The 25657-nt window shown below is 69.1% G+C and carries 21 protein-coding genes and 1 tRNA gene; 12 read left to right on the forward strand and 10 right to left on the reverse strand.

What is annotated here, in order from left to right; translation table 11 throughout:
- Nucleotides 1-279: 279 nt before the first annotated feature.
- The 3 genes from exaC (at nt 280) to CMC5_RS02950 (ending at nt 2516) form a co-directional block, all read left to right on the forward strand.
- Nucleotides 280-1800, forward strand: coding sequence for an acetaldehyde dehydrogenase ExaC (gene exaC, locus CMC5_RS02940; RefSeq protein ID WP_050428987.1), 1521 nt, complete (start codon nt 280-282; stop codon nt 1798-1800).
- A 14-nt stretch (nt 1801-1814) separates the two neighbouring features.
- Nucleotides 1815-2204: a DUF779 domain-containing protein gene (locus CMC5_RS02945; RefSeq protein WP_050435679.1), complete on the forward strand. Its 390-nt coding sequence runs from the start codon at nt 1815-1817 to the stop codon at nt 2202-2204.
- A gap of 225 nt (nt 2205-2429) precedes the next feature.
- Nucleotides 2430-2516: transfer RNA gene (locus CMC5_RS02950), tRNA-Ser, on the forward strand.
- Between the two features lie 297 nt (nt 2517-2813).
- On the opposite strand, the gene CMC5_RS02960 is transcribed toward CMC5_RS02950, so the two are convergent.
- The 3 genes from CMC5_RS02960 to aspS form a co-directional block, all read right to left on the reverse strand.
- On the reverse strand, nt 2814-4196 hold the full coding sequence (locus CMC5_RS02960; RefSeq protein ID WP_050428989.1) for a DUF4388 domain-containing protein: 1383 nt from the start codon (nt 4194-4196) through the stop codon (nt 2814-2816).
- A gap of 102 nt (nt 4197-4298) precedes the next feature.
- Nucleotides 4299-4625, reverse strand: coding sequence for a hypothetical protein (locus tag CMC5_RS02965; RefSeq protein ID WP_050428990.1), 327 nt, complete (start codon nt 4623-4625; stop codon nt 4299-4301).
- A 5-nt stretch (nt 4626-4630) separates the two neighbouring features.
- Nucleotides 4631-6559, reverse strand: a complete 1929-nt coding sequence (aspS, locus tag CMC5_RS02970; RefSeq protein WP_050428991.1) for an aspartate--tRNA ligase — start codon at nt 6557-6559, stop codon at nt 4631-4633.
- Nucleotides 6560-6801: 242 nt separating this feature from the next.
- On the opposite strand from aspS, the gene CMC5_RS02975 reads away from it, so the two are divergent.
- Nucleotides 6802-8733, forward strand: coding sequence for a hypothetical protein (locus tag CMC5_RS02975; protein ID WP_245678257.1), 1932 nt, complete (start codon nt 6802-6804; stop codon nt 8731-8733).
- A 98-nt stretch (nt 8734-8831) separates the two neighbouring features.
- Here the strand turns inward: CMC5_RS02975 and CMC5_RS02980 are convergent, their stop codons facing one another.
- Genes CMC5_RS02980 through CMC5_RS02990 form a run of 3 tightly spaced genes read right to left on the reverse strand, consistent with a single transcriptional unit; the run spans nt 8832 to nt 13182 of the window.
- Complete coding sequence (locus CMC5_RS02980; RefSeq protein ID WP_050428992.1) at nt 8832-11006, reverse strand: transglutaminase TgpA family protein; 2175 nt, start codon at nt 11004-11006, stop codon at nt 8832-8834.
- A complete protein-coding gene (locus CMC5_RS02985) occupies nt 11003-12205 on the reverse strand; it encodes a DUF58 domain-containing protein (RefSeq protein WP_082362190.1) in 1203 nt (400 codons plus the stop codon). The genes CMC5_RS02980 and CMC5_RS02985 overlap by 4 nt, the downstream gene beginning before the upstream one ends.
- 11 nt (nt 12206-12216) lie before the next feature.
- Nucleotides 12217-13182, reverse strand: a complete 966-nt coding sequence (locus CMC5_RS02990) for an AAA family ATPase (RefSeq protein ID WP_050428993.1) — start codon at nt 13180-13182, stop codon at nt 12217-12219.
- A 247-nt stretch (nt 13183-13429) separates the two neighbouring features.
- On the opposite strand from CMC5_RS02990, the gene CMC5_RS02995 reads away from it, so the two are divergent.
- The 5 genes from CMC5_RS02995 (at nt 13430) to CMC5_RS03015 (ending at nt 18195) form a co-directional block, all read left to right on the forward strand.
- Nucleotides 13430-14614 carry a decaprenyl-phosphate phosphoribosyltransferase gene (locus tag CMC5_RS02995; RefSeq protein WP_245678258.1) on the forward strand — a complete coding sequence of 395 codons (1185 nt, stop codon included), beginning with the start codon at nt 13430-13432 and terminating at the stop codon, nt 14612-14614.
- Between the two features lies 1 nt (nt 14615).
- The gene (locus CMC5_RS03000) at nt 14616-15335 is read left to right on the forward strand and encodes a CPBP family glutamic-type intramembrane protease (protein WP_050428994.1); all 720 of its coding nucleotides are present in this window, start codon (nt 14616-14618) and stop codon (nt 15333-15335) included.
- A 41-nt stretch (nt 15336-15376) separates the two neighbouring features.
- The gene (locus CMC5_RS03005; RefSeq protein ID WP_050428995.1) at nt 15377-16510 is read left to right on the forward strand and encodes a UTP--glucose-1-phosphate uridylyltransferase; all 1134 of its coding nucleotides are present in this window, start codon (nt 15377-15379) and stop codon (nt 16508-16510) included.
- A gap of 69 nt (nt 16511-16579) precedes the next feature.
- Nucleotides 16580-17245 (forward strand): NUDIX hydrolase, encoded by a 666-nt coding sequence (locus CMC5_RS03010; RefSeq protein WP_050428996.1) that lies wholly within the window; start codon nt 16580-16582, stop codon nt 17243-17245.
- Nucleotides 17246-17250: 5 nt separating this feature from the next.
- On the forward strand, nt 17251-18195 hold the full coding sequence (locus tag CMC5_RS03015) for an NAD(+)/NADH kinase (RefSeq protein ID WP_245678259.1): 945 nt from the start codon (nt 17251-17253) through the stop codon (nt 18193-18195).
- A gap of 72 nt (nt 18196-18267) precedes the next feature.
- Here CMC5_RS03015 and CMC5_RS03020 read toward each other — a convergent pair whose 3' ends face one another.
- Entirely contained in the window at nt 18268-19254 is a 987-nt protein-coding gene (locus tag CMC5_RS03020; RefSeq protein WP_050428998.1) for a PEGA domain-containing protein, read from the reverse strand.
- Between the two features lie 235 nt (nt 19255-19489).
- On the opposite strand from CMC5_RS03020, the gene CMC5_RS03025 reads away from it, so the two are divergent.
- Nucleotides 19490-19825 carry an HU family DNA-binding protein gene (locus CMC5_RS03025; RefSeq protein WP_050428999.1) on the forward strand — a complete coding sequence of 112 codons (336 nt, stop codon included), beginning with the start codon at nt 19490-19492 and terminating at the stop codon, nt 19823-19825.
- Between the two features lie 52 nt (nt 19826-19877).
- Here CMC5_RS03025 and CMC5_RS03030 read toward each other — a convergent pair whose 3' ends face one another.
- Complete coding sequence (locus CMC5_RS03030) at nt 19878-20579, reverse strand: hypothetical protein (RefSeq protein WP_082362193.1); 702 nt, start codon at nt 20577-20579, stop codon at nt 19878-19880.
- 88 nt (nt 20580-20667) lie between these two features.
- Between CMC5_RS03030 and CMC5_RS03035 the strand changes: the two genes are divergently transcribed.
- Nucleotides 20668-21969: a citrate synthase gene (locus tag CMC5_RS03035; RefSeq protein ID WP_050429001.1), complete on the forward strand. Its 1302-nt coding sequence runs from the start codon at nt 20668-20670 to the stop codon at nt 21967-21969.
- 271 nt (nt 21970-22240) lie between these two features.
- On the opposite strand, the gene CMC5_RS41940 is transcribed toward CMC5_RS03035, so the two are convergent.
- Both CMC5_RS41940 and CMC5_RS43925 read right to left on the reverse strand, forming a co-directional pair.
- The gene (locus CMC5_RS41940; RefSeq protein ID WP_082362194.1) at nt 22241-24049 is read right to left on the reverse strand and encodes a serine/threonine-protein kinase; all 1809 of its coding nucleotides are present in this window, start codon (nt 24047-24049) and stop codon (nt 22241-22243) included.
- Nucleotides 24050-24067: 18 nt separating this feature from the next.
- Nucleotides 24068-24211 carry a hypothetical protein gene (locus CMC5_RS43925; protein ID WP_156338099.1) on the reverse strand — a complete coding sequence of 48 codons (144 nt, stop codon included), beginning with the start codon at nt 24209-24211 and terminating at the stop codon, nt 24068-24070.
- A 311-nt stretch (nt 24212-24522) separates the two neighbouring features.
- On the opposite strand from CMC5_RS43925, the gene CMC5_RS03045 reads away from it, so the two are divergent.
- Entirely contained in the window at nt 24523-25629 is a 1107-nt protein-coding gene (locus CMC5_RS03045) for a hypothetical protein (RefSeq protein ID WP_050435683.1), read from the forward strand.
- Nucleotides 25630-25657: the final 28 nt, after the last annotated feature.

Below are 25657 nucleotides of genomic sequence, written 5' to 3' on the forward strand. Positions count from 1 at the left end.
GCGATGCTGCTCGTGCCGCGCGGCGGCGTTCACGCGATGGCAAGCGACGGTGAGCGGCGGTGCTCTCGTCGGACGGCGCTGGGGTGGTGTACCGAGGTGCTCACCTCGGGTCGCATGTGCAGGGGTCGTGGGAGCGAGCGATGCGCACGAGCTGGCGCGACCCTCCGCTACGTCGCTCTGCGTCAAGCCGCGTCAAGCCGCGAAATCCTGCAGGCGGCAGTGGATCTTGGGCGGCGATGGGTGATGCTAGGGCCCGAACCGGATCGAGGAGGTCGCATCATGGTGTACAGCCCGCCGAATACGTCTGGTGCCAAGGTCGCGTTCAAGTCGCGGTACGGGAACTTCATCGGAGGGGAGTGGCGAGAGCCCATCAAGGGGCAGTATTTCGAGAACATCACGCCGGTCACGGGAAAGCCGTTCTGCGAGGTCCCGCGCTCGACGGCGGAGGATGTCGAGAAGGCGCTCGACGCAGCGCACGGCGCAAAGGGTGCGTGGGGGAAGACCACGCCCGCCGAGCGCGCCAACATCCTCAACAAGATTGCGGATCGGATCGAGCAGAACCTGGAGACGCTCGCCGTCGCCGAGACGTGGGAGAACGGCAAGCCGGTGCGCGAGACGCTCGCGGCCGATCTGCCGCTCACCGTGGATCACTTCCGTTACTTCGCCGGTGTCATCCGCGCGCAGGAGGGAGGGATCTCGGAGATCGACGCGAACACGTACGCGTACCACTTCCACGAGCCGCTCGGCGTGGTCGGCCAGATCATCCCCTGGAACTTCCCGATCTTGATGGCGGCCTGGAAGCTCGCGCCCGCGCTCGCAGCGGGCAACGCGGTGGTGATCAAGCCCGCAGAGCAGACGCCCGCGTCCCTGCTGCTCTTGATGGAACTCGTGGGTGACCTGCTCCCCGCGGGCGTGGTGAACGTGGTGAACGGCTTCGGCGTGGAGGCGGGCAAGCCCCTCGCGTCCAGCCCGCGGATCGCCAAGGTGGCGTTCACCGGCGAGACGACGACGGGGCGCCTGATCATGCAGTACGCGAGCGAGAATCTGATCCCGGTCACGCTGGAGCTGGGCGGCAAGTCGCCGAACATCTTCTTCGAGGACGTGCTCGACAAGGACGACGACTACCTCCAGAAGGCGCTGGAGGGCTTCGGCATGTTCGCGCTGAACCAGGGCGAGGTGTGCACGTGCCCGTCACGCGCGCTCATCAGCGAGAAGATCTACGGGCAGTTCATCGAGCGCGCGGTGGACCGGGCGAAGAAGCACGTGCCAGGCAACCCGCTCGACCCGGCCACGACCGTCGGCGCGCAGGCGTCGCGTGATCAGCTGGAGAAGATCCTGAGCTACCTCGCGATCGGCAAGCAGGAGGGCGCGAAGGTGCTGCTCGGCGGCGAGCAGGCGAAGCTCTCGGGGGATCTCGAGGGTGGCTACTACGTGCAACCGACGGTGTTCCAGGGGCACAACAAGATGCGTGTGTTCCAGGAGGAGATCTTCGGGCCCGTGGTGAGCGTCACGAGCTTCAAGGACTACGACGACGCGATCGCCATGGCGAACGACACGCTCTACGGGCTCGGCGCCGGGGTGTGGACGCGCGACGGGACGCAAGCGTTCCGCGCGGGCCGCGCCATCCAGGCAGGCCGGGTGTGGACGAACTGCTACCACCACTACCCGGCGCACGCGGCGTTCGGGGGCTACAAGCATTCGGGCATCGGGCGAGAGAACCACGCGATGATGCTGCGGCACTACCAGCAGACGAAGAACCTGCTGGTGAGCTACGACCCGAAGCCGATGGGCTTCTTCTGATCGGAGGGATGGCGATGCCCGTCTCGCGCGTGACCGTCTCCCCTGCCGCCGCGGCGCTCATCCGAGAGCTGCACGGTGAGAACGGAGAGCTGCTGTTCCATCAGTCTGGCGGCTGCTGCGATGGCAGCGCGCCGATGTGCTACCCGCGCAAGGAGTTCCGTGTAGGCGGGCAGGACGTGCTGCTCGGCGAGATCGAGGGCTGCCCCGTCTACATCGGGGCAGCGCAGTTCGAGTACTGGAAGCACACGCAGATCGAGATCGACGTCGTCCCCGGTCGCGGGAGCGGGTTCTCCCTGGAAGCCCCCCGGGGGGTGCGTTTCCTCACGCGCTCCCGGATCTTCAGCGACGCCGAGCTGGCCGAGCTGGAGCAAGAAGGCCCACCCCCCCGCGGCCAGAGTCTTTGAAGCAGGGGCCTGGCGGCCCCTACGCTCCCGTTGGTCGCTACCCGCTCTCGTGGGTCGCTGCCGGCTGCACATGACCCATCCGACATCTCGGGAGAATCCGAGCCCGCTCGTCACGAGCCCAGCTCGCTCGGCAGAGTTACGCCCTGTCGTGCGTGGAGACGCATTTTCTTTTTGCGCATCTACCCATCCCCTGATGTATGTTCCCGCTCCCCTTTGGGGCACCTTGGAGAGGTGGCCGAGTGGCTGAAGGCACACGCTTGCTAAGCGTGCGATCGGGAAACTGATCCGCGGGTTCGAATCCCGCCCTCTCCGCAAACTGTCAGCGTGACGTGGAAGAGCGTCGGGAACGCTGGGGGAAGCGAGCTGGAGACGTCGCCTCCGAGGCCATCGGAGGGGGATCTCGCCGTGCTGGTGCATCGCGCCCGTCGGTGAACTGATGGAGAGCGGCCACCTCGTCGCGTCGGCGCTCCGCACGCATCAAGGCCGCGCAGCGCGTGGTCAGGACGAGGCCGCGCAGCGCGTGGTCAGGACGAGGCCGCGCAGCGCGTGGTCAGGAAAGCGTGGCGTGTCCGAGCGTGTCGATGGCCTGACGAGGCGCGCCGCTGCGGATCAGGCGACGCGTGAGCGCAGCAGCCGGCTCTGGAGGAACTGGTAGATGACCTTCACGGCGTCGAAGGAGCCGGCGGAGCTCTCCTTGATGACCTCGCTGACGGTGCGCGTGCCGTTCACCGCGGCAAGGACGAGCTGCTCGGCGCGGGTGAGCTTCTCCGAGCCGAGGGCCTCGCGGGCCATCTGGTCGACGACGACCACCGAGTCCCAGAGGATCGTGCCCTCCATCAGGCGCCACTCGTCGACGCGGCGGAAGCCTTCGAGCAAGAGCGCGGAGATGCCCAGGCCGAGCCGCGCGGCCTCGGCTTCGGGGCGGAAGTCTTCGCGGGTGAAGGTGAAGCGGCCGTAGGGCCAGCGGAGCATCTCGTAGACCAGCTCACTGGACTGCCGCGTCAGCGCGTCGATCAGGTCTTCCTTCTTCGCGAGGCCCGCGTCGACGATGGCCTGACCCACGGGGGCGCCGTACTTGCGCTCCTTCAGCACCTTGTCGAGCTGCTCGCGCGTGACCAGGCCGCGCTCGATGAAGTAGCGGCCGAGCCGGAATTCGTCGGCCGTCCCGCGCGAGGCCACGTAGTCGACGAGGCCCTGCCGCACGAAGATGGTCACCGTCATCTTGCTGTTGAAGACGCGGAGCACGCCACTCTGGCGCTGGAGCTGGAGGAGCTGCAGCACCTCGGCGAGGGGGACGGCCGAGATGTCGCCGCTCATGACCTCCTTGAGGTCCTGGCCCGGATCGACGTCCCGGAGGGCCCGGGAGAGCTGCGCCACCACGTCCGGGGTCATCGCCGAGGCGATGGCTTGCATGAGGCCGGCCTCCGAGCTGCGGGCCTCGGGCGGCACGGAGAGCAGGGCCGGGGTGAGCACCGTCGCGAGCTGGTGGGCGAGTTCGATGCCGGCGCGCTGCTTGAGCTGCCGCGGCATCATGCTCGGGCGGATGCTCTCGGCGATGGTGTCCTCGTCGGGCATCGCCTGGCCTTCGGGGACGGGGCGGGCGCGGCCTTCGGCCGTCTTGGCCAGCGCGCCCTCGACCACCGCCACCAGGGCGCGGGCGTCGAAGGGCTTGGTGATCGCGTCGACGGCGCCCGTCTGCTGGACGAACTGGCCGCGGATCTTGTCGCCCTTGGCGCTCATCAGCACCACCGGCAGGTTCCGGTGGGCGGGGTTCGAGCGCAGCTCCCGGCAGAAGGCGTAGCCGTTCATGCGGGGCATCACGAAGTCGAGCAGGACGAGGTCGAACTTCGGGCCCTTCTTGATCTGCTCGATGCCGGCGAGGCCGTCGCGGGCCACGAACGGCTCGTAGCCATGGCGTGACAGGATCGCGCTGACGACCTTGAGGATCGTCGGACTGTCATCGACCACGAGGACGCGCGCCTGGGTATCCATGGCGGAAACCGGAGCTACCCTACCAGAAGTGCTCGGGCTGGAACCAGAAAGCCCCGACGAAAAGGCCGATGCGCGGATCCCCGGGCGCCGGGCGTCAGGCCTTCACTCTTCGCAAAGTTCTTTGGCTTCGAGCGCGGCGAGGGCGAGGGCGCAGTCGGAACCCGGTGGATCCTGCGTCCCGTCGGTGAAATCTGGCGGGGCGATGCAGGTGCGGGTGGTGATGAAGATCTCGTCGAAGGCCGAGTGCCAGCAGCGCGGTTCGTTGCAAGGCTCGGGCTCGGGGCCGTTGAGAACGTCGACCAGCCGGGAGGGCCCGAGGCACTCCTCGTCGGGATCATACTGCTGCGCCATGAAGCCGTAGGGCTGGAGGGCCGGCTCGCACGCGAGGAGGCCGAGGGAGCACAGCACGACGAGGAGGGGGGGCCGCATGGCGCTCAGCCGGGGTTCTGGAAGGTGCTCTTCACCTGCAGCTCGGCGAGCTGGGCTGCGTCGACGACCACCGGCGCGCCGGTGAGCTGGTCGGTTCCCTGGTTGGTCTTGGGGAAGGGGATCACGTCGCGAAGGGTCGGCGCGCCCGTGAGGAGCATGGCGGTCCGGTCCATGCCGAGGGCGATGCCGCCGTGGGGCGGCGCGCCGCTGCGGAGCGCGTCGAGGAGGAAGCCGAACTTTTCGCGGGCCTCCTCGTCGTCGATGCCCAGGGTCTTGAAGACGCGGGCCTGGACGTCGGGGTCGTGGAGCCGGATGGAGCCGCCGCCGATCTCGAAGCCGTTGAGCACGAGGTCGTAGCGGTAGCACTCGACGCGGGCCGGGTCGCTCTCGAGCAGCGGGATGTGCTCGTCGACGGGGCGGGTGAAGGCGTGGTGCGCGGCGGCCCAGCGGCCGGTGTCCTCGTCGTGCTCGAAGAGCGGGGGGTTCGTGACCCAGAGCAAGCGCCACTGGTCGCCGTGGCCGTACTCGGGGATGAGGCCCATCCTCTTGGCGATGTCGACGCGGAGCTTGGCCATGACGGTGTGCACGACCGCGGTCTTGCCGAACTGGAAGCAGATGACGTCGCCAGCCTTGGCGCCGACGGCCTCGTTGATTTTCTGCCGCGCCTCGGGGGTGATGGACTTGGCGAGCGGCGACTGGGTCCAGGAGCCGTCCTCCGCGACCTTGGCGCGGGCGAGGCCCTTGAAGCCCTTGATCTCCTTGAGGCCGCGCTCCAGCTCTTCGAGCTGGGGGCGCGAGAAGTTGGCGCTCGCCGGGATGACGAGGGCCTTGACGATCTCGGCGGGGACCTCGCGCCGGTACTGTCCCCCGCTGAACTTCTGCGCGATGTCGGCCCAGAAGGAGACGCCGCCGCCACCTTGCTCGATGATCAGCTCGGTGAGGTCGGTGTGCTCCAGGCCGAAGCGGAGGTCGGGCTTGTCGTTGCCGTAGCGGGCCATGGACTCGGCGAAGGGCAGCCGGGGGAAGTGGCCGTCCGGGTAGAGCGCGCGCAGGTCCTTCTTCAGCACGTCCTCGAAGATGGAGAAGACGAGGCCCTCGATGAGGGAGAAGACGTCGTCCTGGTTCACGAACGACAGCTCGACGTCGATCTGGGTGAACTCGGGCTGCCGGTCGAGGCGGAGGTCCTCGTCGCGGAAGCACTTCACGATCTGGAAGTAGCGGTCGAAGCCGGCGACCATGAAGAGCTGCTTGTAGAGCTGGGGGCTCTCCGCGAGCGCGTAGAACTTGCCTGGGGACAGGCGCGAAGGGACGAGGAAGTTGCGCGCGCCGCCGGGCGTGTACTTCACGAGGAAGGGGGTCTCGAGTTCGAGACACCCCTGGTCCGAGAGGTAGTTCCGGGTGACACGGTTGATGTCGTGGCGCATGCGCAGGGTGCGCTGGAGCGAGGTGCGCCGCAGATCGATGTAGCGGTTGGCGAGGCGGATCTCCTCGCGGGTGTCGAGGTCGTCGGTGATCTCGAAGGGCGGGGTCTCGGCGCGATTGAAGACGACGGCCTCGATGACGATGACCTCGACCTCGCCGGTGGGCAGCTTGGGGTTCTTGTTGGCGCCGCGGGAGACCACGATGCCACGGACGCCGATGACCCACTCGCCGCGCACTTGCTCGGCGAGGTGGTGGGCCTCCTTGACGTGGCAGAGTTCGGCGTCGGCGATCGCGGTGCCGCGGCGCGCCGTCCAGATGTCGGCCTTGGCGTACTCGGGATCGAACACGAGCTGCGCGATGCCCTCGCGGTCGCGGATGTCGATGAACACGCAGCCGCCGTGATCGCGGCGGCTGCCGACCCAGCCGAAGAGGACGACCTCGTTGCCGATGTCCGAGGCGCGCAGGTCGCCGCAGCGGTGCGTCCTCTTGAGCTCGTCGATGAAACGGGACACAGGTGACCTCGAGAAGAGAGTTGAAAGGGGCGCCGAATGTAGCCCAAGCACCTCGGGCTGGGATCACTCCTTCTCGACCTCGGGCGTGGGTTTCGGGGGGCAGGTGAGAGGAAGCTCCGCGCCGGGCAGATCGCCGCCGGGGCGCGTGGGGGCCGCGCCGGTCGGGGCGGGAGCGGGTGACCCCGAGCCGGCTGGTGGCGCAAAGACATGCGGGAATTTGGCCCGCGCAGGTGGACTCTGGCATGGCGGGCGAGGTGCATCCGGAGTCGAAGCGGTGCTGGGTCGATCGGGCGCTGTGTGTCATGGCCACGGCGCTGCCCTTCGCGCTGGCCCTCACGCGGGCAGCCTCCGCCGGGCAGTGGCGCGACGATCTCTCGTCGGTGCGTGATCTCGGGCTCGTGGCCGTCGGGGTCGGGGGTGGGCTGTCGACGGCCATCACCCAGGCGCTGGCGATGATCCCGCTCGGCCCGAGGACGTTCCGCGCGGCCCTCGGCTCTGCGCTCGCGCTCGGGCTGGCTGCGCGGTTGCTCTACGGGCTGGTGCGGGATCTGCTGGTCGCCTCCGCGCAGGCGGCGCCTGGGGGGTCGTTCCTCTCCCGGATCGGGCTCGCGGGGCGGAGCGGTGGCAGCCCGCGTTTGGCGTCGCTGTTCGCGGCCATCGCGACGCTGACGGCCGCCCTCTCGCCGACCTGGCAACGCGAGGGGACGGTGGGTGGGGGCGCCATGATCGCAACGGCAGGGGCGCTGGCGGCGATCCGCCTCGCGCAGCAGGCCGTCGCCCACGGGCGAGCGCAGGCTCGGCCCTGGCTCGGCCTGGGGGTGCTGCTCGGCGGCATCGTGGCGGAGAGCCCGGCGGCAGGGCTGTCGGTGCTCGGGGCCCTCCTGGCGGTCATCGTGGCGACGCGTCCGAGCGCGCCCTGGGGGGCGCTCCCTTCGCGGCGCGTGCTCCTTACTGCGGCGGGCGCGGCCTCGCTCGTGGCGATGCTGCTGCTGGCGCCGCTCTTGCTCCGGCCGCTGGCGCCGCGGGCGTGGGCCGATCTCGGGCGCGCGCTGTCGTCCGAGCGGATGGCGGCGCTCGACATCGCGAGCGCGCAGACGGGCGCGCTGGCGGCGTGGGTCCGGGAGATGGGCGCCATCTCGCTGTTGATCGCTGCGGCAGGTGCGGTGGTCGCCTTCGCGCGGGCGCCGTCGCGGCCCCTCATCGCGCCGCTGCTCGCGCTGCTCGTACTGGACTCCTTGCTGCCCGCACGCGCCGCCGGCGTGCTCTCGGCGGATCCACTGACGGCGGTGCGGTCGCTCGCCGTGGTGGGCATCGCGGCCGGCTCGGCAGTCGGCGTGCAGGAGGCGGTGAACGCGCTGCTGCACGCGCGGGTCCCCCTCTCGCGCACGGCGGCGGTGCTGGTGGTGATGTTCCACGTGACCCTCGTCGCCCTCACCAGCGAGGAGGCCGGCTTTGCGGCCGATCGTGGCGAGCAGATGTCGGCCGAGGTGTGGGTGGACGAGGCGCTCGGGGGGCTCGAGCCGCGCGCGGCGATCCTGGTGCGGTCACCGGCGATGGCGTGGCGCCTGTGGGCAGCGCGGCTCAGCCGGGGGGAGCGCCCGGACGTGCTGGTGATCCCGATCCCGCTGCTCAACCGGGGCCGGGTGGCGCTGAGCCTCCTCCTGCAAGAGCCGACGCTGGAGCCGCTGCTGCGGGATTTCGCGTTGACCGGGGAGCCGAGTGAGCTGGGCCTGTCGTCACTGGCCGATGTGCGGCCGCTGCACGTGGAGCTGGATCGGAGCTGGTCCCGCAAGCTCTTGAGCCACCTCTCCGTCGACGGGCTGTGGCTGGAGTACGCTCCCGAACCGCTGGGACCGTCGGATCGAAAGCTCGCTGCGGCGGAGTCGGTGGTCCCGCTGCGGCGGACGCTGGCGGCCCTGAGCGAAGCGACCATGCCGGATGCGTCGACGTCGGCCGTGCTCGCGGAGACCCTGCGTGGGCACTCCAGCGTCATCGGCATGCTGGGCGAGCGCGTGGTGGCGCAGACGTTCCTCGACACCACCCGACAGCTCTCGGGGCAAGACCCGTTCGTCGTGGGACGGCCGATCCGGCTCGCGCAGACGGGCGTCCGTCAGGCGAGCGTCGCGCGGCGGCCCGTGGTCCCACGGCTCGTCGGGGCGGCGCGGCGCAGGTGAGCGTGGTCCCCGGGCGCGCGAGGGGGCTCTGCGCGGCTGGGGTCGTTCCGGAGGGATGAGCGTTGCGCCCCGGAGAGCGCTTCGTTCGCCGTCATGCGCTAGACGGCAGCCAGGGCGCTCCCACCGCGTGGATCTCTGAGCTCGGTGACGCGGATGGCCTTCACGCGCTGCTCGAACGCACGCGCCTCGGCCTCGGTGATCGCATGACCCCCGAACCGCGCGCTCAGGTAAATCTCGGTCAGCTCGAGGACCTCCTGCGCCAGCGGGTGCTCCAGGGCCTGGAGCAGCTCCGCGTGCTTGAGCGGAGGGACACCGGGGGAGCGAGGGATCCCCTGGACGCCCATGGCCGCGTCGAGCGCCTCGTAGAGGGAGGTCGCCAGGATCGCACTCGGCGAGCGCGCATCGGATTTGCGCCCCTCGCCGTCTCCGGCGCGGCTCCGGCGCCAGTGCCAGTAGAGCAGCCCTCCGCCAACCGAGAGGACGAGGCCGATCACGAGGAATGCAGGGGAGCGGGACCAGCCGCCCGTCGGGCCGCGAGCACCACGTCGGTAGCGCGAGGTGAGCGTCTCGAAGAGGCTCACCTGCTGGTTGAGGTCGTAGCCGACGACGTGTCGATCCCACCGCTGGCTGGTGGCTTCGATGAGGTCCCGAAGGTAGGCCCACATTCCCTGGACCTCGCTCTTCGGCGCGGCGTCGGCTGGCGGCGTGGGATCGAACGTCACCCAGCCTTTGCCATCGAGGAACACCTCGACCCAGGAGTGCGCGTCGCCCTGGCGCACGGCGTAGAAACGGCCGAAGCGGTTCCACGTTCCGCCCACGAAGCCGGTCACGTTGCGGGTGGGCACGTCCAGGGTGCGCAGCATGACCGCCATGGCCGTGGAGTAGAACTCGCAGTGGCCGCGCTTCGACTCGAAGAGGAAGTGGTCGAGGGGCTGCGGATCCTTGCCGGAAGGCGAGGCGAGGTCGTAGCGGTAGTCGGTGCGGAGCCGCGCTTCGATGGCCTGGGCCTTGGCGGCCGGCTCCTTCGCGTCGCCCACCCACTCCTTGGCGAGATTGCGGATGCGCTGCGGAAGGTTGCGGGGGAGCTGAGTGTAGCGCTGACGATCGGCCTGGGTGACGCGCTGGAACGATGACCTCTTCTGCCGGGAGATGAATGCCTCGTAGGTGAGGCCGCGGTCGTCGAGCGGCTGGTAGCGGAACTCGCCCTCGGCTCCGCGAAAGGTCGCCGTCCCCGAGTCCATGCCGAGCTGACCGCGTGGCTTGAGCCGGAGGCCCGTGGCGTAGGGCGGGAGGAAGATGACCGGAGGATCGATGGGCTCGAGATCGATGCGCAGGACCGCGTCCATCGCAGGATCGGGGTAGCGCTCGCCTTCGAGTGCGACGAGGCCGGCGTCGGTGTCTGCCGGGCGCCTGAAGATCTCGCTCTGGGTCCAGGTCCGGCCGTCGTAGGCGTCGAGGGCGGTGCCGCGCAGATGAAGGGTGACGCGCGGGGGCGGCGGGTCGGGGAGGCCGGGGACCTCGACCCGCATGGCGAGCTTGGGATCGCTGCGCAGCACGCCGACCACGCCGAGATCGACCTTGCCGGAGAAGCCGATCATCCGCGGGGTGTTGCCGCGGTTGAGGAGGAGGAGCGACAGGCCGACCCGCGGGAAGATCAGGAACAGGATCGCGGTGAAGGCGAAGATGGGGATCGAGAGCAGGCAGGTGACGGCGAGGAAGGAGCGACCGACCACCCGCCGCGATCGGAGGATGCGGGGAACGTCGACCGGGAGCCCCGTGCGATCGCGCGCGCCCTGACGGTAGTTGCCCTCGACCTCGCGCCGGAGGTGGCTGAGCACCAGCGCGCCTGGCGCGACGATGAGCACGCCGATGAAGCACAGGCCGTAGCCGAGACCACCGCCGAGCACCGTCCCGGCGATGAGGTGCAAGAGCGCGAGCACGATGACCTGCTGGTCGTGCGCGGCGCCCTTGCGGGTGGCGAGGCGGATGACCTGCAGCGCCGCCGCGAACTCGACCAGCACGTCGAGCACGCTGGCGTCGGTGAAGATCACCCGGACGACCTGCGCGGCGACGAGGAAGAGCAAGGCGCCCGTGTCCAGGTGGCGCAGCGCCGGGTGCCGTTGCCACGACTCGCGCACCATGAGGGCGAGGGCGAGGCCGATCAGGATGCCCCAGCTCACGTAGCGGTTGAAGGTGCCGCTCATCACCAGAGCGATGACGCCGAGCGCCGCGAGGGCGTCGGTCATGATCCGGTGGACGACGCCGAACCTCACGACACGCTCCTCGCCGCCCGTGGCGCTGTGGGTACGGCCGGCGGCGGGGCCGCGGGCGGCGCCGAAGGTCGGGGGAGGCGATCGGGCTGGGCGACCGGCGCGGCCGGCTCGTCGACGGCGTCGAGGAGCGCGAGGAACCGCAGGATCGGGTCCGAGCCGATCGACTTGTCGCCGCGCACGCGGTCGCCGCTGGTGGTGGCCACCACGACGCCGTCGCCCCGCTTGATGTGGGCCACGGAGCGCGAGGCCACCTCGCGGATGCGCTTCTCGAACGACGGTGCGAAGGCCTCTCCAGCCTCCTTCATGCGGACGTTGTCGATGAGGATCTGGACGTCGGGGCGCGTCTCACGCGCCCGCTCGCGGAGCACGAGCTGATCGCGCATGGTGCTCTTCTTCCAGTAGATGTCGCGCGGATCATCACCGTCCCGCATCGGTCGGAGCCCGTACGTCTCGTCGCCGCTGCCGCGACCACTCAGGCTGGTCCCCCCTTCACGCCGGCCCGAGTCCTCGGCGGGCAAGCGCACCGGATCGACGGCGGGGTAGATGATGAGGTCGCCCTCGGCCTCCACCTCGCGTGACTTCTCGAACAGGCCGAAGGGAAACCGCGTGGCGATGCGGAATCCGGTGTGTCGGTCGCGACCGCGGCGACCCGGGGTGCGGCGGTAGGCCGCGACCTGGGCGCTGGCGGGGCTGATCTTGAGGAAGAAGCAGCGCTTGTCGGCTGGCTGGCCGGCGCGGAGGTCCTCCACCTCGATGGCGTAGGAGGGGATGCGCCCTTTGTGGTTGTAGACCTCGATCTCGACGAGGTGAGGCCGCCCGACCTGCGCACGGGCCGGGAGCCTCCGGGTCACCGTGAGGTGGCGCAGCGACAGGTCGCTCATCACCCCGGACACCACGATGAGCGACAGGAGCATGCCGAGCAGCAGGTAGAGCAGGTTGTTGCCGGTGTTGATCGCGGCGAACCCGACACCCAGGGTGATGCCCAGATAGTATTTGCCTTCGCGGGTGAACTTCAGCTTGCGCGGGGGGCGCAAGGCGCGGAGCAGCCGCTGCGCGAGCGTGCGCTGGGGCGTGGGAGGCAGCTCGCGGCGTGGCCCGTGCCCGGGAGCGCGGCGTGCTTCCGCCGGTCGGAGAGGGGACGGAGTTCCAGCCTGGGCTGTGCCCGCGCGGCGATCTTGCGCACCCCCTTCTGCGCCCATCCCGTTGCTCCTCAGAGGGGGACCGGCACCCGCGCGACGAGATCGCGCACGGCCGCCTCGCACTCGTCGCGGCTCGGCATGTAGCCCTCGGCGTGCGCCGAGAGGCGGACGCGGTGGGCCAGCACGGGCACGGCCAGATCATGAACGTCGTCGGCGATGCAGTAGTTTCGCCCTTGCAGCACGGCGCGCCCCCGGGCCGCTCGCGCCAGGTTCATGCCAGCACGCGGAGAAGCCCCGAGCGACAGCGTGGGGCTCGTGCGCGTCGCCATCAGCACCGCGTGCAGGTAGGTCGCCAGCGAAGGGTCCAGCTCGACCCGGTCCACTTCACGCTGCATCGCAACGAGCTGTGCGGGGTCGAGGACCTGGGGGACGTTGCGGGCCCGGTCGCCGTCGCCGCCCTGCAGGAGCAGGCGCATCTCGACCTGGGGCGGCGGGTAGCCGATCCGGATCCTGACCATGAAGCGGTCGAGCTGGGACTCGGGAAGAGGGAACGTCCCGGCGAAGTCCTGCGGGTTCTGCGTCGCGAGAACGAAGAAGGGCTCCGGCAGCAGGTTGGTGCTCCCGTCGACGGAGACCTGTCCCTCGTTCATGGCCTCCAGCAGCGCGGACTGGGTGCGGGGGCTCGCGCGGTTGATCTCGTCCGCGAGGAGCACGTTGGCGAAGATGGGGCCGGGCTTGAACGAGAAGTGCCCGTTCCGCTGGTCGAACACGCTCACGCCGAGCACGTCGCTGGGGAGCAGGTCGCTGGTGAATTGCACGCGACGGAGTTCGCCCCCCACGGCCTTCGCCAGCGCCCGCGCCAGGGTGGTCTTGCCGACCCCAGGGACGTCTTCGATGAGGACGTGTCCGCGGGCGAGGAGCGCGATGAGCGCGAGTTCGACCGCCTCGGGTTTGCCCTCCAGCGCGTGCTCCACGGCGGCGCGGAGCTTCAGCAGCAGGGGTGAAGCTTCACGTGCGACCGGAAGCGCCGATGTCATCGGGGGGGATGGTAGCACGAGGCCGCCGTGCGCCTGCCTCGATGCAGGGGTGCTTGGCCGAGGTCGTGCCAGCTGGCCCTGAAACACGGCCTGCGAAGGGTGGTACGCGCGTCCACGGGGCCGGATCGGCGCCGATCGGGCGAGGCTGGAGGGGTGGGTCAGAGGGGCCGGTCTCAGGTGTGGCGCTCGGCGCAGGTGACCTGTCGCTGGATGGCCTGGCCGCGATCCGGCATGTATGCTCGCGGCCGTGACTGCTTCGGGATCCTTGACGCGCCTGAACGGTGCTGCCGACCAACCTGCCTCGGGCACTTCTCCAGGGCGCGAACAGCGTGCAGAGGGCGCCGACGCGCGCGCTGCAGAAGAGAGGAGCGGCGCCTCGCCGGGTGAGCCGGGTGAGGTGAAGGCCCAGCCGAGAGATGCCGCCTCGGCTCCGCCCTCGTCGGGCAGCGGGTCGCTCCCTCCTGCGGGGCGGGTCCCCGAGAGTGACCCGCCGTATGTCAACCCCCTCGCCGAGCCGCCGATCTTGCCGGAGTCCCCCACGGGGAGCTTGCTCTGGCGCGTGCGGGGGATGATCCGGACGCTGCGTCCTCACCAGTGGGTGAAGAACCTGTTCGTCCTGGCGCCGGTGGTGTTCGCCAAGCACCTGACCCACCCCTCGATCATCAAGAGCGCCCTCGGCGCGTTCGCGATCTTCTGCCTGCTCGCCGGGGCCATCTACACGCTGAACGATCTCGTCGACGTGAAGGCGGACCGGGTCCACCCCGTCAAGCGCTACCGGCCCATCGCCTCGGGGCGGGTGCCCATCCCGGTGGCGAAGGTCATGACGGTCGTCCTGGTGGTGGTCGCGCTCGGGGGAGCGTTGATCGGCCCCTTCGAGTTCTTTCTGACGGCGGTCGCTTATTTCGTCCTGAACCTGGCCTACTCGTTCCGGCTGAAGAAGGTGGCGTACCTCGACGTCGGATGCATCGCCCTCGGCTTCGTGCTGCGCGTCCTCGCCGGCGGCTTCGCGACCAAGACGCCGATCTCGGGCTTCATGGTGGCCTGCACCGCGCTGCTCGCGCTGTTCCTCGGCTTCGGAAAGCGACGTCACGAGCTGGCCGGGGTGAATGCTGCCAAGCAGCGCGCCGCGCTCGAGGCCTACTCACCGCGCGCGCTCACGATGGCGCTCGCGCTCACCGGCGTGACCACGGTCGGCACCTACCTGGCGTACACGCTGGATTCGACGACCCGGTCGTTCTTCCAGAGCGAGTACCTCTGGATCACCACGATCCACCCGCTCTTCGGGGTCTTCCGGTTCCTTCAGCTCGTGGCGGGTCGCCCGAAGGCGGAGAGCCCGACGCAGGAGATGCTCCGGGACGTCCCGTTCGTTTTGAACCTGGTCATGTACGTCGCAGAGGTCATCTTCATCGTGTACCGGTTGAGGCCCTCCTGAGATGACCGACCCCGAGGTTCGCCACGTCGAGGCGCCGCGCCCGCCGCCGAAGAGCGATCCGCTCACCGACATGGCGCTGACGCTGCCGATCTTCGTGCTGTACCATCTGGGGGTCGTCTTCCTCCCGGTGCGTAACGCGGCCGATCCGGTCACCGCTGAGCTGCGGTCGCTGGCCAACCACAGCCTCCTCCTTTACGCCGGCCTGACGCTCTCGCTCGGGGCCGCGTTCGTCGTGGTGCTGGGCCTCCTCGGCCGGGGTCACGCCCTGCACACGCGGAGGTTCGCGCTGGTCGCCGTGGAGGGGACGCTCTACGCGGTGCTCATGCGCTTCGCCGGCGCCTACGCGGTGGGCTCCCTCCGCCTGGGGCCTCCGGGCGGCAGCGGCGTCTTCACCGGCATGGTGATGTCGATGGGCGCGGGCTTCTACGAAGAGATCATGTTCCGCGTCGGCCTCTTCGGTCTGGGCGCGCTGGCCATCAAGTTCGTGTTCGGCAAGGGGCTTCAGGGCCTGTTCCTCATGGCCGGATGGGGGCTCATCGCCGCCGCGGTCTTCGCCGGGTGGCACTACGTCGGGCCCCTCGGCGATCCGTGGGACGTTCGATCGTTTGTGTTCCGGATGGCGTGCGGTCTGGTCCTCACCGCCATCTATGCGTTCCGTGGCTTCGCCCCGGCGGTGTGGACACACGTGCTCTACGACGTGTGGGTGATGGTCCTGCGCTGACGGGCGTTGCCGCCCCGATCCCACCGTGCTTTTTCGGTGAGATGGCCCTGAGAGCACAGCTCGCCACCCTCCCCGCTTCCCTCCTCGAGCGCTTGCGGACCCGGGGCTTCGATCCCGAGCAGCTCCTGCGCTGGGCGACGCTGGTGGGCCAAGAGCGGGACGCGCGGAACCGCCTGTCCGGGACCGTGGAACCCCCGGCCCCCGAGGACATCGCCGACATCCCGGCGGAGGGCACGCCAGCGCAGGCCCGGTACCGCGCGCTGGGGCTCGAGGCGCTTCGTCGCGGCGAGGTGGCGCTCTGCGTCCTGGCTGGAGGCATGGCGACCCGCATGGGTGGCGTGGTCAAGGCGCTGGTCGAGGTCTTGCCAGGCCGCACCTTCCTGGACCTCCGCCTCGGCGAGAGCGAGCACCTGGCGCGGGTCGCTGGTGTCCCAGTCCCCCTGTGGCTCATGACGAGCGAGGCCACGGAGAAGCCCATCCGCGAGGCGCTCGGCCCCCGGCTCGGCAGCGAGGGCGACCGCTATGCCACGTTCGAACAGCACGTGGCGCTCCGCTTGACACCATCGGGGGAACTCTTCCTCGACGAGGCCGGAGAGCCGAGCGTGTACGCGACGGGCCACGGGGATCTGCCCGACGCCTTGCGTCGGAGCGGGCTCCTGGAGCGCTTCATCGCGCGCGGGGGCCGCGTGGTGTGGATGGCCAACCTCGACAACCTGGGCGCCTCGGTCGATCCGGTCATTCTCGGCTGGCACCTCGCGCACGGGGGACCGCTGAGCGTGGAGGTCGTCGACAAGGTGGGCTCCGACAAGGGCGGGGGCCCGCTGCGGTGGGACGGCCGGACGATCATCGCCGAGGACTTCCGCCTGCCGCTGGGCTTCGACGCGCAGCAGGTGCCGGTGTTCAACACCAACACGTTCCTCGTGAGCGCCACGGCGCTCCAGGACCTTTCGATGGAATGGACCTATGTCGAGGTGGAAAAGAAGGTGGGTGACCGCGACGCGGTGCAGTTCGAGCGCATCCTGAACGAGCTCACGATCGGTCTGCCTGCCCGTGTGCTCCGGGTACCGCGTGACGGGCTCGCCTCGCGCTTCCTCCCCGTCAAGGACGTGGCCGAGCTGGAGCGTCGGAGACCGGAGATCGAAGCCGTGGCGCGGTCGCGCGGCATGATCCCCTGAGGGGCCCTCCGGCCCCACGCTGACCGGGGTGTTCCCCGACGTTTGGCGCTATGCTCGGGGTCATCGCCGATGCCCCTGCCCAACTTCCCGCGGCTCGCGCTCCGGTGCGTCGAGGCGCTGCCTTCGAGAGACGAGCCGGGTTTTCTGCACCTCCAGCGCCGCGTGCTGCGTGTGGAGTTCGACGATGGCACCCTGAGCGAGCCCTTCGTCTACGATGCGGTGGGGAGGGAGCGCCTGGACGCGGTGGTGATCGCGCCCTACTTCCGTGATGTGCGGGGTGACATGCAGGTGTATCTGCGCTCGGCCTTGCGGCCACCGGCTGCGGCGCGACCCGAGGCGGCGTGGCCCGTCCCGGAGCGGGCGACGCTGGGGCACCTGTGGGAGCTGCCTGCAGGTCTGGTGGAGGTGGGCGAGCGCAGCGTCGACGGCTTGCGACGGTGTGCGGCGCGCGAGCTGCATGAGGAGGTGGGGTTCGACATGGCGCCCGAGGCGTTCGCGGAGCTCGGCCCTCCGTCGTTTCCCGCGCCGGGCATCATCGCGGAGCGTCACTTCTACTTCCATGTCGAGGTCGACCCGGAGCGGAGGGTGAGGCCGATCGAGGACGGCTCTCCCCTGGAGCGTGGTGCGGCCGTGATCGCGGTCGCGCTGCACGAGGCACTCGAGCTGGTGAGGCATGGTGAGATCGAGGACGCGAAGACCGAGATCGGACTTCGACGCCTCAGGGAGCTCGGATGACCGAGATGCGTTTTCTTCCGGCGCCGCGTGCCCGGCCCCGGATCGCGCTGGTCGTCAAGCGTTCGGCGTGGCGGATCTACCTCGAGGAGAGGAAGGATCCGCGCCTCGGACGGCTGGTCGAGATCGGTGATCCCACGGTGGCCCGGCTCCGGGCGTCGCACGATGCCCACGAGCAGACCGTCCGCGAGGTGAAGACGGCCCTCGAGCGCCTCGACGCGGAGGTGCTGCACGTGCGGGGCTCCTCGCAAGCGTTCGACGCGCGGGGGCAGGATCTGGTGGTGACGGTCGGCGGTGACGGCACCCTCCTCAGCGCATCCCACAGTGTCGAAGAGGTGCCCATCCTCGGCATCAACAGCGCGCCAGAGCACTCGGTCGGCTTCTTCTGCGGTGCGCGCAGCGGTGAGGCGGCGTCGGCGATCGAGAAGGCGCTGAGGGGAGCGCTGCGCCGCGCGGTCCTCACCCGGATGATGGTCACCCTGAACGGCCGGGTGGTGACCTCGCGGATCCTCAACGAGGCGCTCTTCTGCCACGCCTCGCCGGCCGCGACATCGCGCTACCTGGTCCGCCTCGGCAAGGTGGAAGAAGAGCAGAAGTCGAGTGGCTTCTGGATCGGCCCTGCCGCCGGCTCGACCGCTGCCCAGCGCTCCGCGGGCGGCAGGGTGCTACCGCTCACCTCGAACAAGCTCCAGCTCGTGGTGCGTGAGCCTTACACCCCGCACGGCGAAGACTACCGGCTCCGCCACGCGCTGCTCGCGCAGGGGACCCGCCTCGTGGTCCGCAGCAAGATGCACGAAGCGAAGCTCTTCTTCGACGGGGCGGTGAACTCGGTCGATGTGGGGTTCGGTGACGTGCTGGAGCTGATGCACGCGCCGCAGCCGCTGACGGTGCTCGGGATCTCGACGAAGCGGAAGTGGGGGACGGGCTCGCCGACGCTGTTCCGGGAGCCATGAGCCCCGGGCGCAGAGCGGGAGGTGACGGCCCACGAAGAGGGCGCCGTCTCCTGTGCCCCGTGTGATCCTTGCTCAGAACGTCCCGACCACGCCGGCCTGCCCAGCGCCGATCCAGGGACGGATGGTCGCGGCCTCCTGCGAGGGAGAGGCCGAGGGGGCGGGGCGCTTCGGGGCGGTCAAGAGCAGCACCGCTCCCGCGGCGAGCCCGACGCCACCCACGACGAAGCCCACGGTGGAGATGGTCCCGTTGCGCAGCGCGGCGTCCCTCGAGCTGACGACGTCCGGCGTATTGGGACAGATGTTCCCCGCGCAGTGCTCCTTCGCCGCGCTCGTCTCGGTGAAGGCCAGGATGCCGAAGAGCGAGCCGACCGCGACCCCGAGGCCGCCCGCGCCGAACGCGACCATCGCCAGCGTGGGCGTCGAACGACGTGGCTTCGGCGGGGGCAAGGGGGCCGGCTCGACCTCCTTTTCCACGCTGCCATCGGGCTCCAGGGTCAGCTCCAGCTCGAGGTGCTCCCCCTCGGCAAGCGCTGGCTGCCGCTCCACGGGCTTGAACCCCTCGGCCTCGACCCGGACCGTGTGCTCACCTGGATCGATCGGGACCTCGAAGCTCGCGTCCGTCTCTTTGCCATCGATGAGGATGCGGGCTTCACCCTCCTTGGGTCCGAGCACGGCGATCTGGATCCATGGGATGCGCGCCTCGACCTCACTCACCATCTTGCGCGCCGCGGCCTGGGTCTGCTTGGCCTGAGGGGTCTCCGCCGGGGCGTTGCCGATCTCGTGGAGGATCTTGCTCGCCTCGACGAGGCGCTGTGCGCCCGAAAGGGCCTGGGCGAGTTCCAGCTTGAGCTGAGGGGTCGGCGCAAGCTCCACGGCGCGGGTCAGGGGATCGATGGCGTCGGCGAAGCGCTGCTGTCGGAGCGCGTTGCGACCCTGGGTCGTGAGCGACTGCGCCTCGGCGCGCTGCTCGGCGCTGAGCTGGGCCGAGGCGGGGTGAGGGGAGGCCGGGACCAGAGCGGCGAAGGTGGCCGCGAAGAGGAGGGCGCGGGGCAGACGCATCCTCCTTATCGTATCCGGATCCGCGTCGGGCAGGGGCGGCGCCAGGGGGGGTCGCGATGCGAACCTGGGAGCCGTCGGCGCGTTGCTCGATCCGGAGGTCGGGGTGGACCCGGGCCATCGCCTCCCAAACCAGGCTTTTTCATGCTCGAATCGATGACTACGCTCTGGATCTGAGACGAGCGTTGTGGTTGTGTTTGGCCCGCGAGAGGCCAAATCCTCCGGAGGAAAGACGAACATGGCTGGCAAGAAGACCGATGGGAAGAAGGTGGCTGCGCTCAGCAAGAGTGCGCTGATCAACGCCGTGGTCGAGTCGACCGAGGGCGAGCTGACCCGCAAGCAGGTCAAGGCGATCCTCGAGTCCCTCACGGACATTGCCTACAAGGAGCTGAAGAAGACCGGCGTGTTCACGATGCCGGGGTTCGCCAAGTTCCGCGTGGTGAAGAAGCCTGCGACCAAGGCGCGCGAAGGCATCAATCCCTTCACCAAGGAGCCGATGACGTTCCCGGCGAAGCCCGCCAGCAAGTCGGTGCGCGCCCGGCCGATCAAGGCCATCAAAGACTCGGTGGCCTGATCTTGGAGCGCTGCTGGTCGATGGCGTGGCCCGCTGTGATGGCAGCGACAGCTCAGTGAGAAGATCCTTCCTGGAGAAGGCCGAAGGCCTCCAGGAAGGAGCTGTACGCGGCGTTCCGGTCGGCCTGAATCGCAAGGATGGCCGACTGGATGGCCTCGACTCCAGCTCCACGCAAACGCGCGTAGAGCAGCTCCGAACGATCTTCGGTCGGTTCCACGCCGGCGCCCGCGAGCACCGTCCCGCCACCACTCAGGCCGGCCGGAATGAGCTGCACGAAAGGATCCGGCGCGCGCCGCAGCAGCCCTACCAGCCGGTGTGCATTGCTCGCGTCGCCGAGCATCTGAGGATGAAAGGTGGCCATCACGGGCGCCTTGTCGTTCACCGGAGGCAGCGGGAAGGTGCCAGGAGCCGTGGCATTTTGACCCGTCCCTCGTCGCAGAGCGTCCCCGACGCGCGCCGCAAAGCGTTCGAACGCTGCAGCAGGAGTGCGGAGACAAGGGAAGACGAGATGGATGACGGAGCTGTCGGCATCACGTGCAGCCGAGAGCGTCGTCTCCAAAACGGGCTCTCTGTCGAGCAGAACGCAGAACGTTCCGAAGCCGCTCGCCGTATCGCGCAAGAACGGGCAAAGCTGGTAACCGGCGACGACCTCGTCGGCGTACCGAGTGTGGATCCGAACGACCTCCGCAGCGAAGCGCGCCGCTTGTGGGTGGCTGGCGAACTCGCCCCGCAGCACCAACTGGACCTGTCCCATAATTCCCTCGGCGCACCAAGAATCCGTGCTCGGTCGACCTGGTGCTTCGTGATAGCTTACGCCGCGCTGCGGCGAAAGGAGTGAGCGCGTGCAACAGACTGCGAAGCTAACGCTGAACGATGGCGGTACGGAGAAGACGATCGAGCTCCCCGTCGTGACTGGCACCGAGAACGAGAAGGCGATCGACATTGGCTCGCTCCGGACGCAGACCGGCTACGTCAGTCTCGATCCTGCCTTCGTCAACACGGCTTCGACGAAGAGTGCCATCACGTTCCTCGACGGTGAGAAGGGGATCCTTCGCTACCGGGGCATTCCCATCGAGGTGCTGGGCGAGAAATCGACCTTCGTCGAGACATCGTACCTTCTGATCTACGGCAAACTCCCGAACAGGGTGGAGCTGTCCAAGTTCTCGACGCTGCTCACGCGGCATTCGTTGATCCACGAGGACATGAAGCGCTTCTTCGACGGCTATCCGTCGACCGCGCATCCGATGGCCATCCTGTCGGCCATGGTGCTGTCGTTGTCGAGCTTCTATCCGGAAGCCATCGACGTGAACAACCACGAGCAGATCGACATCACGATTGCTCGACTGCTCTCCAAGGTGCGGACCATCGCGGCCTTCTCGTACAAGAAGTCGATCGGTCAGCCCTTCGCATACCCGCAGAACTCCCTGTCGTACTGCGGCAACTTCCTCAACATGATGTTCTCGGTCCCGGCGGAGCCGTACGAGATCGACGAGGACATCGTGAAGGTGCTCAACCTGCTGCTCATCCTGCACGCAGACCACGAGCAGAACTGTTCCACGTCGACGGTCCGTCTCGTGGGCAGCGCGAGGACGAACCTGTTCGCCTCGATCGCCGCAGGCATCTGTGCCCTCTGGGGCCCGCTTCATGGCGGCGCCAACCAGGAAGTGGTGGAGATGCTCGAAGCCATCCACGCGGACGGTGGCGACGTGCAGAAGTTCGTGAAGCTCGCGAAGGACAAGACCTCGAACTTCCGGCTGATGGGCTTCGGGCACCGCGTCTACAAAAACTACGACCCGCGGGCACGCCTGATCTCCTCTGCCGCCGAGAAGATCCTCACCAAGCTGGGCATCAACGACCCGCTGCTCGAGATCGCCAAGCGCCTCGAAGAGGCGGCGTTGAAGGATCCCTACTTCGTCGACCGGCGTCTCTACCCGAACGTCGACTTCTACAGCGGCATCATCTACCGGGCGATCGGGTTCCCGAGCAACATGTTCACCGTGCTCTTCGCCCTCGGTCGTCTCCCGGGCTGGATCGCCCACTGGAAGGAGATGATGGAGGACCCCAGCACGAAGATCGGCCGCCCGCGCCAGATCTACACGGGCGAGGTCGAGCGCGCCTACACCCCGCTCGACGAGCGCGCCTGAGCGAGGCCCACACCTGATCGAGGAGCGCCCCCCCCGGCGCTCCTGCAGGTCGCAGATGCGCGTCGGGAACGTCTCCCCTCGCGATCGCCAGACGACACTCCCTCATCGACACCTCCCCAGCGATGCGTACGCGCTACCTTCCTGGCTTGCGTAGGCGCTTCCTTCCTGGCTTGCGTAGGCGCTTCCCGGTCGCGGTGCGCGTGCGCAGGCGACGGCTTCCGACGCGAGCCGTCCGGATGAGGCGCTCGTGTGACGCTTCGCGCGTCGCGGTTCAGCAGGCGCCGAGCGCGATCACCACGAGGCCCAGCAGGATCCCGAGGGCCAGCGACGCTCCACCCACGAGGAGCGCCACCTGGCCCCCCGTGGGCTTGGTGCGTTCTGCCAGGGTCTTTGCTGGCATGGAGGGGTGATCGGGCGCGGTGTACGCCGGGCGGCTCGGCTCGACCAGCGTCGCCGCGGGTCTGACCCCGGAGGGGACGGCGCCGTTCGGACCCGAGGGCGGCTGACGAGGTGTCGAGCCAGGTGCATGCGGGACGAGGCCTGCCCCTGAGCCGGGCGCCGTGGGGATCAAGGGGCTTGGGGCGACGATGGGCGATCCCTGGGAGGCAAGGGGCCCAGAGGCGACGTTGGACCCCGCCGTCGCGATGGGTTCCAGCGACCCGATGGAGCGGTGAGAGGGCGGTGCCACGGGGAACGGGGCCGGATCGGGGGCCGTCGGTGACGGTGGCATGAACCCGGACGCCACAGGGCTTGCAGCGAGGGAGCCTGCTGCGGCGGCGCCCGCAAGTATGGGGCTCGAAGCGACGGGGCTCGAAGCGACGGGGCTCGAAGCCAGGGGCCTCGCTGCCTGGCGTGGCGCCGAAGCGGAGTCGGAGGGGGGGCCCAGGCCGAGGACCGTTGCAGCCGGCACGGGGCGGCGTCGTGGGGCAGTGTCCAGAGGGAGCGCGGCAGGCTGGGCGCCGAGCCGCGATGCGCCGACCGGCACCGCGGCGTCTCGGGGCGGGAGATGTTGCGCGGGGGGGGCCGGCGGCTGCGCGGCCTGGGGCTGGAAGGCGGCGACCTGGGAAGGGTCGGGCTGGGGCTCGGGTGCGCGCGCCGTGAGCGGGGAGGCCACGGGTGGGTGATGGGCAGCGGCGGACACCATGCGCTGACCTGGATGGAGTCGACCTTCGAGGACGGCGCGTGCGTACGGCGCCGGATGGCCGCTGCGCACCGCGCGCACGTCGAGGCGCATCGTCTCCGCGTCGGGGTAGCGGTGGTACTTCACGAACGCGAGAGCACGATCCACGATGGCGGCGACGTCGGCCGGTACGGTCGGAGCGACGGAGGAGAGCGGGGGCGGCGCTTCGGTCGCAGCCGCGATGATCTCCAGGGTCTCGCTGATGTCGCCATGAACGGGGCGACCCGCGAGCAACCGGAACATGGTGGCGGCGAGGCCGAACAGATCCGTGCGTCCGTCGATCTCGCTGACCAGACCCGTTGCTTGTTCGGGTGCCATGTAGGTGGCGGTGCCGAGGATCATGCCGGTCTTGGTCGCCGTCTTTTCGGGCATCCCTTGCAGCCCGTCCAGCACCCGGGCGATACCGAAATCGAGCAGTCGCACGCGCCCGTCGGCGCCGAGGTGGATGTTCTCGGGCTTGAGATCGCGGTGAACGACGCCCCGCCCGTGGGCGACGACCAGCGTATCGAGGACCTGCTCCGCCATCGTGAGGACCTCGCCAGGCGGCATCGTGGTGCTCTTGACCATCCGATCGAAGAGGTTCTCCCCCTGGAGTACCTCCATGGCCAGGTAAGCGATGCCATCGCTCGTGGAGCCCGAGCCGAGCACCCGCACCACCCCGGGGATGGGATCAGGCCCGCCGAGGGTGTTGCCGATGTGGCCCTCGAGGAGGAACCGCTTTCGCACCTCGGGGTGAGCGTTGAGCTCGGTGTGCAACACCTTGAGGGCGACGGTTGCGCCATCCGCCCCACGCCCGAAGAGCACCGCGCCCATCCCGCCGACGCCGAGCACGCGCTCGATGTGCCATTTGCCGGCGAACGTTTGGCCTACCCAGAGCTCCGCGTCGTGGTCGTAGGTCACGCGAAAGCGACTCCGCGTCTAGTTGATGCTGGTCAGCCCGAGGCGGGCCTGGTCGGCATCCTCGAGACGATCCGCCGCAGATTTCAGCCCGGAGGCGACGGCGCGAAACGCCTCCGAGGACAGACGCACGGTCACGCCCGGCCGGAGCAGCGTGACATGCATGGTCCCGCAGGGGCATCGGGTGACGCGCACGGTTTCATTCGAGAGCACTTCGGAATGGGGGCCGCAAGAGCCAGGAGACGCCATGTCCACCTCGCCGGGCATCCTAGCAGCATCCTTCGAGAAGTGTGGTCTCGTGGCCTGCCTGGCGTGGTCGGTGAGGAGCGAGCGGTTCCGCCTGGATGAGGCGTCTCGTCGTTCGCCGAGCGTGAGCGTCGCTACGCCGGTCGATGCGCTCGGGGCGCGGTGGCGAGCCGTTGGCCGGCAACTTGCTTGCGGCTAGCATGGTCTGGCGCTTTCGGGAGGACTGGTTCATGCGGCATGTCGGCTCCTTGGTCTTTCTTGCGGTTTTTCTGGGCGGAGTCGTGGCCTGCGACGGTGACGACGGTGTCACACCGCAGCCTCCAGGGGATGACGACCCCGCCCATCTCGAGCCGCCTCCGAGCGGCGCTGGCTTCCAGCTCGAGAGCGAAGACACCCAGGTCGCTGCGGGGGACGAGGTCCAGGACTGCTACTTCTTCCGCGTGAGCGAGCTCCTGGAGCGGGCTGGCATGCCCGCCGACGCCCCGCTGAACCTCCACCGCGTGCAGATCGCGCAGCGCGATGGATCGCATCACATGAACATTTTCCGGGTGCGTACCCGGCTCGGGCTCGATCCTGAAAAGGAGCGGGTCGTGAAGAACAAGAACGGCGTGGGGGAGTGCTTCAAGAGCCCCAACTGGGCCGACTGGCCTCTGATTGCCAACTCGCAGCAGGATGGACAGCTCGACTGGACCTTCCCCGACGGGGTCGCGAACGTCCTGCAGCCGGACGAGTGGCTGATGCTGCAGACGCACTACGTCAACGCCACCTCGCAATCCACGCCCGAGGGGTACGGCAAGGTGCGGATGAACTTCTGGCACCTGCCCGCCTCGGAGGTGACCGCCGAGATGGGGACGGTCTTTGCCACCAAGCAGTCCATCCGGATCTGCCAGAGCAATCCCGCGCCCATCTTTCACGGCACGTGTCAGATCAACAGCCCCGAGCCCGTGAAGATCATCGGCGCAAACGGACACTTCCACAGCCGCGGTGCGACGTTCGACATGTTCGCGTGGGACGGCGTGTCCATTGCGCCCCCGCCCGAGTCCGAAAGGTTTTACAGCTCCGATCGGTGGGACGACCCGCCCATGCTGACCTCCCCGGATCTCGACCTCGCCGTCCCGTCGCAAGGTGGCGTCTGGTACTCGTGCACCTACCGCTGGAACCAGCCCGATCCGTCGGTGGGGTGCAGCGGGCTCGATAAGTTCGACGCCGAGCGGTACGGCACGTCGGAGGAGAACCTGGACTGCTGCTACACGTTCGGTCCCATCGTCGAGACCAACGAGCACTGCAACGCGTTCATCTACTATTACCCGAAGCAGGACGACGTGAACTGCTTCTGAGACCCTCCTCCCGAACGCTGGCCTCCGC

Origin of the sequence: Chondromyces crocatus (assembly GCF_001189295.1) — a bacterium.
Lineage (GTDB): Bacteria > Myxococcota_A > Polyangia > Polyangiales > Polyangiaceae > Chondromyces > Chondromyces crocatus.

Bases quoted from the DNA above. Each gene is read 5' to 3' on its own strand.
- CMC5_RS03000 (WP_050428994.1), top strand. From the start codon at position 14,616: ATGACCGACCCCGAGGTTCGCCACGTCGAGGCGCCGCGCCCGCCGCCG.
- CMC5_RS02975 (WP_245678257.1), top strand. From the start codon at position 6,802: ATGGCGGGCGAGGTGCATCCGGAGTCGAAGCGGTGCTGGGTCGATCGG.
- CMC5_RS03025 (WP_050428999.1), top strand. From the start codon at position 19,490: ATGGCTGGCAAGAAGACCGATGGGAAGAAGGTGGCTGCGCTCAGCAAG.
- CMC5_RS02960 (WP_050428989.1), bottom strand. From the start codon at position 4,196: ATGGATACCCAGGCGCGCGTCCTCGTGGTCGATGACAGTCCGACGATC.
- CMC5_RS03020 (WP_050428998.1), bottom strand. From the start codon at position 19,254: ATGCGTCTGCCCCGCGCCCTCCTCTTCGCGGCCACCTTCGCCGCTCTG.
- CMC5_RS43925 (WP_156338099.1), bottom strand. From the start codon at position 24,211: ATGCATGTCACGCTGCTCCGGCCGGGCGTGACCGTGCGTCTGTCCTCG.
- CMC5_RS02985 (WP_082362190.1), bottom strand. From the start codon at position 12,205: ATGGGCGCAGAAGGGGGTGCGCAAGATCGCCGCGCGGGCACAGCCCAG.
- CMC5_RS03015 (WP_245678259.1), top strand. From the start codon at position 17,251: ATGCGTTTTCTTCCGGCGCCGCGTGCCCGGCCCCGGATCGCGCTGGTC.
- CMC5_RS02990 (WP_050428993.1), bottom strand. From the start codon at position 13,182: ATGACATCGGCGCTTCCGGTCGCACGTGAAGCTTCACCCCTGCTGCTG.
- CMC5_RS02945 (WP_050435679.1), top strand. From the start codon at position 1,815: ATGCCCGTCTCGCGCGTGACCGTCTCCCCTGCCGCCGCGGCGCTCATC.
- CMC5_RS03005 (WP_050428995.1), top strand. From the start codon at position 15,377: ATGGCCCTGAGAGCACAGCTCGCCACCCTCCCCGCTTCCCTCCTCGAG.
- CMC5_RS03045 (WP_050435683.1), top strand. From the start codon at position 24,523: ATGCGGCATGTCGGCTCCTTGGTCTTTCTTGCGGTTTTTCTGGGCGGA.
- CMC5_RS03010 (WP_050428996.1), top strand. From the start codon at position 16,580: ATGCCCCTGCCCAACTTCCCGCGGCTCGCGCTCCGGTGCGTCGAGGCG.
- exaC (WP_050428987.1), top strand. From the start codon at position 280: ATGGTGTACAGCCCGCCGAATACGTCTGGTGCCAAGGTCGCGTTCAAG.
- CMC5_RS03030 (WP_082362193.1), bottom strand. From the start codon at position 20,579: ATGGGACAGGTCCAGTTGGTGCTGCGGGGCGAGTTCGCCAGCCACCCA.
- CMC5_RS02965 (WP_050428990.1), bottom strand. From the start codon at position 4,625: ATGCGGCCCCCCCTCCTCGTCGTGCTGTGCTCCCTCGGCCTCCTCGCG.